At 74.9% G+C, this 11,272-nt stretch carries 10 protein-coding genes and 1 pseudogene; 7 read left to right on the top strand and 4 right to left on the bottom strand.

Annotated features, from left to right (window positions below; genetic code table 11):
* Window positions 1–339 (top strand): annotated as a pseudogene (locus tag J1M40_RS06055) (TetR/AcrR family transcriptional regulator); the annotation flags it as partial.
* Window positions 340–352: 13 nt separating this feature from the next.
* Here the strand turns inward: J1M40_RS06055 and J1M40_RS06050 are convergent.
* The 4 genes from J1M40_RS06050 to J1M40_RS06035 all read right to left on the bottom strand — a co-directional run bounded on the left by J1M40_RS06050 (window position 353) and on the right by J1M40_RS06035 (window position 4,154).
* Window positions 353–619: a hypothetical protein gene (locus J1M40_RS06050; protein WP_020625619.1), complete on the bottom strand. Its 267-nt coding sequence runs from the start codon at window positions 617–619 to the stop codon at window positions 353–355.
* A 198-nt stretch (window positions 620–817) separates the two neighbouring features.
* A complete protein-coding gene (locus tag J1M40_RS06045) occupies window positions 818–1,558 on the bottom strand; it encodes a response regulator transcription factor (RefSeq protein ID WP_135019324.1) in 741 nt (246 codons plus the stop codon).
* 38 nt (window positions 1,559–1,596) lie between these two features.
* The gene (locus tag J1M40_RS06040; RefSeq protein WP_144819761.1) at window positions 1,597–2,934 is read right to left on the bottom strand and encodes a sensor histidine kinase; all 1,338 of its coding nucleotides are present in this window, start codon (window positions 2,932–2,934) and stop codon (window positions 1,597–1,599) included.
* Window positions 2,935–2,999: 65 nt separating this feature from the next.
* Window positions 3,000–4,154, bottom strand: coding sequence for a nitronate monooxygenase (locus J1M40_RS06035; protein ID WP_206450580.1), 1,155 nt, complete (start codon window positions 4,152–4,154; stop codon window positions 3,000–3,002).
* Window positions 4,155–4,235: 81 nt separating this feature from the next.
* Here J1M40_RS06035 and J1M40_RS06030 point away from each other — a divergent pair, with 81 nt between their 5' ends.
* The 6 genes from J1M40_RS06030 to J1M40_RS06005 all read left to right on the top strand — a co-directional run bounded on the left by J1M40_RS06030 (window position 4,236) and on the right by J1M40_RS06005 (window position 11,190).
* Window positions 4,236–5,690, top strand: a complete 1,455-nt coding sequence (locus tag J1M40_RS06030; RefSeq protein WP_070709911.1) for an L-lactate permease — start codon at window positions 4,236–4,238, stop codon at window positions 5,688–5,690.
* Between the two features lie 57 nt (window positions 5,691–5,747).
* The gene (locus J1M40_RS06025) at window positions 5,748–7,067 is read left to right on the top strand and encodes an SAM-dependent methyltransferase (RefSeq protein ID WP_342356888.1); all 1,320 of its coding nucleotides are present in this window, start codon (window positions 5,748–5,750) and stop codon (window positions 7,065–7,067) included.
* A 170-nt stretch (window positions 7,068–7,237) separates the two neighbouring features.
* Window positions 7,238–8,302: a siderophore ABC transporter substrate-binding protein gene (locus J1M40_RS06020; protein WP_069941273.1), complete on the top strand. Its 1,065-nt coding sequence runs from the start codon at window positions 7,238–7,240 to the stop codon at window positions 8,300–8,302.
* Window positions 8,299–9,357 carry an iron chelate uptake ABC transporter family permease subunit gene (locus tag J1M40_RS06015; RefSeq protein WP_206450579.1) on the top strand — a complete coding sequence of 353 codons (1,059 nt, stop codon included), beginning with the start codon at window positions 8,299–8,301 and terminating at the stop codon, window positions 9,355–9,357. The genes J1M40_RS06020 and J1M40_RS06015 overlap by 4 nt, the downstream gene beginning before the upstream one ends.
* On the top strand, window positions 9,350–10,438 hold the full coding sequence (locus tag J1M40_RS06010) for an iron chelate uptake ABC transporter family permease subunit (protein WP_101965836.1): 1,089 nt from the start codon (window positions 9,350–9,352) through the stop codon (window positions 10,436–10,438). Before J1M40_RS06015 ends, J1M40_RS06010 begins: the two co-directional genes overlap by 8 nt.
* Entirely contained in the window at window positions 10,435–11,190 is a 756-nt protein-coding gene (locus J1M40_RS06005; RefSeq protein WP_002857584.1) for an ABC transporter ATP-binding protein, read from the top strand. Before J1M40_RS06010 ends, J1M40_RS06005 begins: the two co-directional genes overlap by 4 nt.
* Window positions 11,191–11,272: the final 82 nt, after the last annotated feature.

Below are 11,272 nucleotides of genomic sequence, written 5' to 3'. Positions count from 1 at the left end.
GGGCACGGCGGTGGGACCGAGGCGCGGTGGCGGAGGCTCGCGGAGGACCTGGGGGCCGTGAACCTGGCCTCGCTCGCGGCGGCCCGGGACGACTTCGACCCCGCCGACCGGCCGCCCGAGGCCCTCATCGCCGAGGCCGAGCGTGTGATCCTCGAGCTCGCGGACCAGGTGGTGGCCGAGGCGCGGCGGGCCGGGCTCGTGGGCCCGGACGTGACCGGGGCGGACTACCTGTTCGGCCTGCTCATGGTCACCCGGTCGCCGGAGTGCGCGCTGCTGGGCCACGGCCCGGACCAGCGGCGCTGGCTGCTGGACACGTACCTGCGCGGCCTGCGGCCCTGAGGGCGCAGCCGGGTCAGTCGCCCGGGGCGTCGTCCTCCAGGACGGGGCGGGCGGTGGCCCACGCGACGGCGCCGGCGAGCAGGCCGGCGCCCGCGGTGAGTGCCAGGCGGAGCAGCCCCTCGACCCCCGTGAACAGGCTCAGGCCCAGCATCACGACGGCGGCCGTCACCAGCGCCACGAAGAAGGCCACGCATTCACTGTCCCGCTGCGCCTGCTCGGCGGCTGGGTCGGAGGCGCGGGACGTCGTCGGGGTGGGGTGGTCCAGGATGCTGCCGGTCATGGTGCCTCTCCTCCAGTGCGCGTCGGGCCGGGGCGGCCATCGGCGCGTGCACCCCGGCGGCGGACCCGCTGCGGGGCCTGCGTCCAGCATCGCGGAGGGGGTGGGCGCACCGGCAGGGCCATGAGGATGAACCTCGGGGCGTCCGACTCATACCCAGGTATGACCTGTGATTGTGCTGGCAGGTGCCTGGGGAGTGGCTCAGGGAAGGGCCCCGCCGCCCCGGCCGACCGCCCCGGCCGACCGCCGAGGCCGGCCGTTGAGGCCCGCGCGGTGGGCGATGAGCACGGCCTGCACGCGGTCGCGGGCGCCGAGCTTGGCCAGCACCCGGCCGACGTGCGTCTTCACCGTGGCCTCGGAGAGCACGAGCTCGGCGGCGATCTCCAGATTCGCGGCGCCCTGCGCCATGAGCACCAGCACCTCGTGCTCGCGCGGGGTCAGCGACGCCACGGCCGCCTGCTGCTCCTCGCACTCGGCGCTGCGGACCTGGTCCGAGCGCAGACGCGGGGCCATGTGCGTCAGGAGCCGGCGCGTCGTGGACGGGGCGATCACGGCGTCGCCCCGGTGCACCGTGCGGATCGCGGCGAGCAGCTCCTCGGGCGGGGCGTCCTTGAGCAGGAAGCCGCTGGCGCCCGCCTCGATCGCGTCGAAGGCGTACTCGTCCAGGTCGAAGGTGGTCAGCACCACGACGCGCGGGGCGTCCGGCCGGCGCAGCAGCGCGCGGGTGGCCTCGATGCCGTCCATCTCCGGCATGCGCACGTCCATCAGCACGACGTCGGCGCCCGCCACGGACACCGACGCCACCGCCTCGCGCCCGCTGCCCGCCTCCGCCACGACCGTCAGGTCCGGCTGCGAGTCCACGAGCATGGCCAGCCCGGACCGGATCAACGCCTGGTCGTCCACCAGGGCCACGCGGACGGGGGCGGTCTCCTCGGAGCTCATGGGGTCATCCTCTCAAGTCGGGCGGGGGCGGCCACCCCTCACACCGCCGAGTACGGCAGGTGGGCGGACACGCGGTACCCGGTCCCGACGCGCGGCCCCGTCTCGAGCGTCCCGCCGAACAGGGCCGCCCGCTCGGCGGCCCCCCGCAGACCCTGGCCGCTTCCCCGGGTGGCGGGGTCGGCGGCGGCGCCGCAGCCGTCGTCGTCGATCTGCAGATCCAGGCCGCGGGCGGTCCAGGCGAGCGTGACGAACGCGTCCGCGTCCGGCCCGCCGTGGCGCAGCGTGTTGGTCAGCGCCTCCTGCACGATCCGGTACGCGGCCAGCTCGCCGCCCGCCGGCAGCGCACGGCGGGGCGTGCCGGTCTCCAGCAGGGACACCTCGAGTCCGGACAGCCGCATCGTCTCCACGAGCGCGGGCAGGTCCGCGAGCCGCGGCTGGGGTCGGCGGCCCGGGGGTAGGCGGGTGCCGCGGCCGTCGGGGGAGGCGTCGGCGGCGGGCCGCCGGGCGTCGTCGTCCGTCACGCCGGGCACCCCGGCCACGGTCTCACCGGTCTCGCGGAGCACGCCGAGCAGCTGGCGCATGTCCGCGAGCGCGGAGCGGCCGGTCTGGCCGATGGTCTCGAGCGCGGTGACCGCGAGCGCGGGCTTGGCGGCGGCGGCGTACCGGGCGCCGTCGGCCTGGGAGATGATCACCTGCAGGGAGTGGGCGACGATGTCGTGCATCTCCCGGGCGATGTGGCTGCGCTCGTCGGCGGCGGCGAGCTCGCGCTCCTGCCGGGACTGCACCTCGAGGCGGTGGGCGCGGTCCTCGAGGGCGCGCACGGTGAGGCGGCGGTTGCGCACGACGTCGCCGAACGCCCACGCGGTGAGCACCATGAGCCCGCAGCCGATCGCCATGATGACCATGGCCAGCGGCTCCGCGGGGGAGCGGACGGTGAGGCCGTCGGGGGTGACGAACTGCGCCGGGAACAGCCACACCTTCACCCCGTTGGCCACGCCGCCGACCAGCCCCAGGAGGAGCCCGGCCACGGAGACGCTCCGGGGCGCGTTCGCAGCGAGGTTGTAGACGGTGAGCGGCACCATCAGCAGGGACAGGCTGAACTCGGGCCCGGCGAGCAGGTGCAGGACGGCCGCGGCCGTCACGACGGCGGCCGAGGCCACCGGGCGCACCCGACGCACGGCCCACGGCAGGACCATGCCGGCCCCGGCCAGGAGGGAGACGGCCGTCTGCCGGCCCTGGGGGTCCGGGGCGACCATCGGCCCGAGCGCGATCCACGGGAGCGCCACGAGTACGGTGAACAGGGCTGCGGCGGCCATCACGTCCGTGCGCACGGGGTGCAGGCGCGTCCACTGGTCGAGGCGGCGCAGGGGGTTCACGCGGGCCAGCCTAGGCCGCAGGCGGAGGGGCCGGCGTCAGCCCGCGGGATGATCCGGGGCGGTCCTCAGGGCGTGAGGGAGGCGAGGACGTCGGCGGCCGGCGCCTCACGGACCCGGTGCGCCTCGGTGCCGGCCCACAGGTGGACGCGTTCGAGGTCGCCGACGGCCGCGGCGGCGGCGCGCAGCCCCTTCGTCAGGACGTTGACCTCGGGGTACGCGGCGGGGGCGTCCGGGTGCTCCGCCATGAACGCGGTGGCCAGCGACCGCGCCCACCGCCCCGTGTAGGCGCGGGTCAGGGCGGTGCGGGCCCGGCCGTCGTCGGCGGAGAAGCGTGTCCCGGCCGCACACGCCGCGACGGCGGCCCGGTGCGCCGCCGAGGTGCCCGCCTCCGGGGTGAGGAGGAACGCGGTGCCGGCCGCGACGGCGTCCGCGCCGGCGGTGAGCAGGGCGCGCACGTCCTCGGCGGTGCCCACGCCGCCGGCGGCCACCACGGGCATGGCGCTCGCGGCCCCCGTCCCGACGACGTCGCGCACCGCCGCCAGCACCGTCGGCAGCTCGGCGCGGGTCGGCTCCGCGGCCGGGTCCGACGTGCCCCGGTGCCCGCCGGCGCGGTGGCCCTGCACCACGAGGAACGCGGCCCCGTGGTCGAGGGCGGCCCGCGCCTCGGTCGCGTCCGTCACGGTGGCTCCGGCCGGGATACCCGCGGCGGCCAGCCGGGCGAACACGTCCGCGGCCGGCAGGCCGAACGTGAAGGAGACCAGCGGCCACGCCTGCTCCTCGGCGGCGGTGAGCAGGGCGTCGAAGTCGGCCCGTTCGGCGTCGGGGTCCGGGACCACGTCCGCCGCGGCGGGCAGGTCGGCGGCGCCGTCGGCCGTCAGGTCCGCCCGGTATGCGGTGACCGCCGCCGCCCGCGCCGACCGTGCCGCCTCCGTGCGCGCCGCGTCCGGGAGGGCCGTGTTCACCGCGTCCGGGACGAACAGGTTCACGCCCCAGCGGTCCGCCCCCTCCGCGCCCAGCAGCGCGCGCAGCGCGTCCACCTGCGCGCGCATCTGCGCGGCCGTCCGCATGCCGCCGGCGAGAAACCCGCCGCCGCCGGCGCCCACGACGGCGGCCACCAGCTCCGGGGTCGAGGGGCCGCCGGCCATCGGGGCCACCGCCACGGGCACGGGCGGGATCAGGCGGGCGCGGGTGACGTCGTCGGGGTGGGATGGCTGCGTCATGACCCCCAGAGTAAGGGGAGGGGTGTCGGCCCCACCCCGCGCCTACAGTGGGGCGCAGTACACGAGGGAAGGGGGTGCGCCGTGGAGGTGCTGCTCGCGCTCTCACCCATCCTGCTCACCCTCGTGCTGCTGCTCACCCGGCTGCCCGCGTGGGTGGCCCCGGCCGCCGGGACGGCCGTGGCCGTGCTGCTGGCCCTCACGGCCTTCGGCGTGGCCCCGGGCGACCTGGGCGGCGCGATCGGCGCCGGCGTGCCCACGCTGCTCGAGATCCTGGCGATCATCGCGGGCGGCATCACCCTGTCCCGCGTCATGGAGTACTCCGGCGGGCACGCGCGCCTGGCCGCGTGGCTCTCGGCGGGCAACGGCCCCACGATCGCGACCGCGCTGCTCATGGTGCACGGCGTCATCCCGTTCCTCGAGACCGTGACCGGGTTCGGCGTCTCCCTGATCGTGGGCGTGCCGCTGCTGCTGGGCCTGGGCTACACGGCGTTCCGGTCCGCGCTGATCTCCATCCTCGCGCTCACCATCGGCCCGTGGGGGTCCATGGCGCCGGGCACGCTCATGGGCGCCCGCCTGTTCGGCCTGGACTTCCGGGAGATCGGGGTCACCGCCGCGGTGTTCAACCTGCCGGCCTGCCTGGTGGCGGGCGTGGCCACGGTGCTGCTGCTGCGCGGGGCGCGCGGCATGCGAGTCGACGCCGGCCCGGCCCGGACACTGCCCTGGCTCGGCGTCGCCGTGCTCTCCGGGGTCGCCCAGTGGGCGCTGATCCTGGGGGCGAACCTCGTGGTCGGCACCGCGCCGGCGGGCGCCGTCGCCACGTTCGTGCTCACCGTGGCCTGGCTGCTCGTGATCCGCGGCGGCCGGCTGCTGCCCGGGCCGGGGCGGGACGTGGTGCCGTACCTGACGCTCATGGCCGGCACCGTGCTGGGCACCACCGTGAAGGGCGCCTTCGGGCTCGAGGGGGTGGCGGCCCTCGTGGGGACGCCGGCGCTGTGGGCGTTCGTGGCGGTGGGCGTGGGCGTGCAGCTGCTCCACCTCGACGCCGCCGCCCGCCGCCGCGTCCCCCGCGAGGCCGGGAAGCTGTGGGTGGGCACCGCCATCCCCAACGCGCTCTACGTGGCGTTCGGGCTCATCCTCTCCGCCGGCGGGGTCTCGCAGGCGCTCGCGGGCGCACTCAGCGGGATGGGGGAGTCCTACCTGGTGGCGATGCCGTTCCTCGGCGCGTTCGCCGGCTTCATCACGGCCTCGAACACCGGGGCCATGGCCCTGATCGGCCCCCTGCAGATGGACACAGGCGCCGCCCTGGGCGTCCCCCCGCCCTGGTCCAACGGCCTGCACAACGCGGCCGCGGGCTGGGGCATCGTCGCCGGGCCCGCTCGCATCCAGGTGGCCCACGGCATGGCCGCGGGGGCGCAGTCGCCGCAGATGCCCGGCTGGGCCGTGACGCGGCGGAACCTGTTCGTGGTGCTGCTGCCGGCCATGCTCGCCGGGATCCTCGGCATGGCCGTGATGGGCTGGTTCCTGCTGCCGCGGTGACGCGCGGGGGGTGGAGCGGGGCCTGTCTCTTATACACGCGAGCTCCTGCAGAACACGGTGGAGCTCGTCACGGGTGTGCACGAGCGCGTCGACGCCGCGACGGCGGACGCCACCGCCCTGGCCCCCGTCCTCGAGCCGGAGGGCCGCGCGCTCCTCGACTCCCTCGCCGGGTACCGGGAGGCCGACGCGCTCGCGGTCTCCTCCCGCCTGCGTGCGGCCGGGCATCCTCCGGAGCGCGTGGCCGCCGCGCTGACCCAGGCCGCGCTGCGGTCCCGGGCGGAGGTCCGCCTCGGGCGGCAGGCGCGCCGGATGCTGTTCACCCGCGACGGCTTGGAGCAGGCCACCCGCCCGCTGGTCGCGGGCCTGCACGCGGACCGGCTGGCGGCCGCGGGGGCCCGGTGCGTCGCCGACCTCGGCTGCGGTCTCGGCCTGGACGCGCGCGCCTTCGCCGACCGGGGCCTGGACGTCGTGGCGGTGGAGCGGGACGCCGTCGTCGCCGCGGCCGCCGAGGTGAACCTCGCCGGCCTCGGCGGTGCGCGTGTGGTGCACGGCGACGCCGTGGCCTGGGCCCGCGCCCACGTGCCCGCCGAGGCGGACGCGGTGTGGCTGGACCCCGCCCGCCGTCAGGTCGGCGGGGGCGGGTCCGCGCGCGTGTTCGACCCCGAGGCGTTCTCCCCGCCCCTGAGCGTCGTGACGGACATCGCCGCGACGGGCGTGCCGGTCGGGGTCAAGCTCGGCCCGGGGCTTCCGCACGAGGCCGTGCCGGAGGGCGCCGAGGCCGAGTGGGTGAGCGTCGACGGCGACGTCGTGGAGGCCGCCCTGTGGTTCAACGCGGCGGCCCGCCCCGGGGTGCGGCGGGCGGCGCGCGTCATGACCGTCCGGGGCGGGAAGACGACGACGGCGCAGCTCGTCTCCGGCGCGGACTTCGGCGACTCGCCCGAGGTCGAGGCCGTGGGGGAGGAGGGCATGGCGGGGCTCGTCGGCGCGGTCCTGCACGAGCCGGACGGCGCCGTCATCCGGGCCGGACTCGTGACGGACCTGGCCGCGTCCTGGCCCGTGCCGACGCGGCAGCTGGACCCCCACCTGGCCTACCTCGTCGCGCCCGAGCCGGTGCGGGACGGCCTGGCCCGCGCCCATCGGATCGAGGCGGTGCACGGCTTCCACCTGGCCTCCCTGCGGCGCTGGGCGAAGGAGACCGGGGTGGGCCGGCTGGACGTGAAGAAGCGGGGCATCCGCGAGACGCCCGAGGAGGTGCGTCGCGCCGTCCTCGGCGGGGCGAAGCCGGGCCGGCGTGGCGGGGCCGGACGGCACGCCACCCTCGTGCTGGCGCGCGTGGGTCGGTCGCGGTTCGCCCTCGAGGTGACGCCGTTGGACTGACGGGGCTCGAGGCCGGGGGCCCCGGGCGGCGGGAGCCGTCGAACCCCCGTTGGGGGATTACGGCACCCTCGTGTACGGTATTCGACTGAGGCAAGGCTCACCTCTACGGGAGCGCGCCCACCACCCCGACTGCTCATCCCGGGGCAGCCCCGCCGCCCAGAAGGAGAACCATGCCGCGTTCCGCCCGCGCCCCCCGCCTCGCCCGTCTCGCCCTGACCTCGGTGGCGGCCCTCGCCCTCGTCGGCTGCTCCGCCGGCGGCGCGGCCACGGGCTCGTCCTCCGCGAGCGCCTCCGGCGAGTCCTCGGCCTCCGCGAGCGCCGCCGGCGGCTCCTCGGCCGCCTCGGGCGGCATCGCGACCGGGGTCACCGTCACCGACATGTCCGGCGCCGAGGTCACCCTGCCGGAGGAGGTCGACTCCGTCATCGCCACGGACAACCGCACCTTCCGCACGCTGGACGACTGGGGCGTCGAGCTGTCGGCCGCGCCGAAGCAGATCATGTACAAGGGCGAGGGCGGGCCCTCCTACCTCCAGGACGACTCGGTCGCCGACATCGGCAACCACCGGGAGCCGGACATGGAGCTGTTCGTCACCGCCGAGCCGGACGTCGTGTTCAACGGCCAGCGGTTCAACGAGCGCAAGGCCGAGATCGACGAGCTGACCGGCGACGCCGCCGTCGTGGACACGGACTTCGACGTCACGCAGACCCCCATGGACGAGGGCCTGAAGGAGCTGACCACCCTGCTGGGCGAGGCCACCGGCCACGAGGCCGATGCCGAGAAGCTCATCGCCGACTTCGACGCCGCCACCCAGCGCGCCAAGGACGCCTACGACCCCGAGCAGACCGTCATGGGCCTCATCGCCTCGGGCGGAGAGCTGTCGTACGTCGCGCCCAGCACCGGTCGCGCCATCGGCCCGTTCTTCGACATGCTGGAGCTGACCCCGGCCCTCGAGCAGTCGGGCACCGACAACCACCAGGGCGACGACATCTCCGTCGAGGCCATCGCGAAGTCGAACCCGGACTGGCTGATCGTCATGGACCGCGACGCCGCCATCGGCGAGGAGAACGCCACCGCCGCCGAGCTGATCGAGCGCTCCGAGGCCCTCCAGGACGTGACCGCGGTGAAGGAGGGCAACATCGTGTACCTGCCCGCCGACTTCTACGTCGCCGAGGACATCCAGAACCACACCACCGTCATGGAGGACCTCGCGAAGGCCTTCGAAGGCGCGCAGTGACTCTCGACGTGCGTCACCACGTCGCCGACGCCCCGCCCCGGCTCGAGGAGCCGGGGCGGGGCGACCGCGTGTGCTGGGTCCCGCCCGCCGTCCTGCGGCCCGAGCGCACCCGCTGGCAGCGCACCTGGCCGCTGCTGGTCGGCGTCGTGGTGACCGCGGCCCTCGTCGTGGTCTCGCTGTTCGTGGGCGTGTACGACGTCGGCGCGGAGGGCGGACGCGAGATGTTCGCCATCACGCGCGTGCCGCGCACGGTCGCCCTCGTGCTGGCCGGCGCCTCGATGGCGATGTGCGGGCTGATCATGCAGCTCATGACGCAGAACCGCTTCGTGGAGCCCAGCACCACGGGCACCACCGAGTGGGCCGGTCTCGGCCTGCTGGTGACCATGGTGCTCGTGCCGGGGGCGGGCCTGGTGACCCGGATGGCCGGGGCCATCCTCTTCGCCTTCGTCGGCACCCTCGTGTTCTTCCTCTTCCTGCGGCGTGTGCGCCTGCAGTCCTCCCTCATCGTGCCGATCGTGGGCATCATGCTCGGCGCCGTCGTGGGCGCCGCCTCGACGTTCCTCGCCCTCCAGACGGACATGCTGCAGCAGGTGGGCGCGTGGTTCGCGGGCTCGTTCACCTCCGTGGTCCGCGGCCGGTATGAGCTGCTCTTCCTCGTGCTGATCGTGTGCGTGGCGGTCTTCGTCATCGCGGACCGCTTCACCGTGGCCGGCCTCGGCAAGGACGTCGCCACGAACGTCGGCCTCAACTACGACGCCGTGATCCTCACCGGCGTGGCCATGGTGGCCGTGGCCACCGGGGTGGTCACCGTGGTGATCGGGGCCCTCCCGTTCCTGGGGCTCGTGGTCCCCAACCTCGTGTCCATGGTCCGTGGCGACAACCTGCGCACGAACCTGCCCTGGGTGGTCATGGTCGGCGTGTGGATCGTGATCGTCTGCGACCTGATCGGGCGCACCGTGATCGCCCCGTTCGAGGTGCCCATCTCGCTGATCCTGGGCCTCGTGGGCGCGATCGTGTTCCTCGCCCTGCTGCTGAGGCAGGCCAAGCATGGTTGAGCCGCTCGCGACCGCCCCGGGTCGCATCCCCGCCCCGCCCGGCGGCGCCACCGCGGCCGGGCCCGTCGACGCCGACGCCCCGCGCCGGTCCGGCGCGTTCGTCACCGCCGCCGACCGCCGGAGGTATGCGGTCGTCGTCGCGGTGCTGGCCGTCGTCGCCGTGCTCTCCACCGCCGGGGTCCTGCTCTGGGGCAACGAGGCCGAACCCGGTTCGCGCGCGTTCTGGATGATCGCGCGGATGCGCGTGGAGTCCCTGGGCGTGATCGGCATCGTGGCGCTGTGCCACTCCTTCGCGACCGTCAGCTTCCACACGGTGACGGGCAACCGCATCATCACGCCCTCGATCATGGGGTTCGAGGCGCTCTACACCGCCGTGTCGACCGCCGCCGTGTACGTGCTGGGGGCCGCGGGCGTCGCGGTGCTGACCGGGGTGGGGCCGTTCCTCGCCCAGGCCGCGCTCATGGTGGCGCTGGCGACGGCCCTGTACTCGTGGCTGCTCTCCCGGCCCTACGGCAGCGTCCATCTGATGCTGCTCGTGGGCGTGGTGCTGGGCGGCGGGCTGGCCGCGCTGAGCACGTTCATGCACCGACTGCTGGACCCGAACTCGTTCGACCTGCTGAGCGCGCGGCTCTTCGGCAACATCTCCAACGCCCGGACCGAGTACGTGGCGATCGCCGCGCCCATCGCCGTCGTCGTGTGCGCGCTGCTGTGGCTGCGCTCCCGCCGCCTGAACACGGTGGCGCTCGGCGCCGACGCCGCGACCAACCTGGGCCTGCACCACCGGCGCGAGCTCATGGTGACGCTGCTGCTGGTCTCCGTGCTGATGGCCATGACCACCGCGCTCGTGGGCCCGATGACGTTCCTCGGGTTCCTCGTGGCGACGCTGGCGTACAGCCTCGTCGACACCCACGACCACCGGTTCATCCTCCCGGTGGCGGCGCTGGCCGGGTACGCGGTGCTCACGAGCGCCTACTTCGTGCTGCGGCACGTGTTCTACGCGGGGGGTGCGGTCACGGTGGTCATCGAGCTGATCGGCGGCATCACCTTCCTGGTCGTCGTGATGAGAAAGGGACGTCTGTGATCGAGCTGCGCGGCGTGGTGAAGCGCCACAGCGACGAGGTGTGCATCGGACCCGTGGACCTGGACATCCAGGCCGGGGGAGTGACCGCGCTCGTGGGGCCCAACGGGGCGGGCAAGTCCACGCTGCTGACGATGATCGGCCGGCTGCAGGACGCCGACGCCGGGACGATCGCCGTGGGCGGGCACGACATCACCACGACGCCGTCCCGGAAGATCGCGCAGACCCTGTCCATCCTGCGGCAGGAGAACCACTTCGTGACGCGGCTGACCGTGCGACAGCTCGTGGGGTTCGGGCGCTACCCGTACACGCGCGGGCGGCTGACCCTGGAGGACGAGCGGCACGTGTCCGACGCGATCGACTTCCTCAACCTCGGCCCGTTCGAGAACCGGTACCTCGACCAGCTCTCGGGCGGCCAGCGGCAGCGCGCGTACGTGGCGATGGTGCTGGCGCAGAACACCGAGTACGTGCTGCTGGACGAGCCGCTGAACAACCTGGACATGCAGCACTCGGTCCAGATGATGCAGCAGCTGCGTCGGGCCGCCGACGAGCTGGGCCGGACCGTGGTGATCGTGCTGCACGACATCAACTTCGCCGCCCACTACGCCGACCGGATCGTGGCCATGGGCGACGGCCAGGTGGTGGAGACCGGCACCCCGGCCGAGATCCTGCGCCCCGAGGTGCTGGAGCGGATCTTCAAGACCCCCTGCAGCGTGGTGGACGGACCGCACGGGCCGCTGGCCGTGTACTACTGAGCGGGGCGACGGTGAGGCCGGCCCGGGTCGGTCCGGGCGGGGGTCGGGTGCCCGGCCGACGCGAGCGTTCCGTGGGCAGAAC

It is taken from the genome of Micrococcus sp. KRD026 (assembly GCF_017168445.1).
Lineage (GTDB): Bacteria > Actinomycetota > Actinomycetes > Actinomycetales > Micrococcaceae > Micrococcus > Micrococcus luteus.
This window is presented reverse-complemented; position numbering and strand designations above follow the sequence as displayed.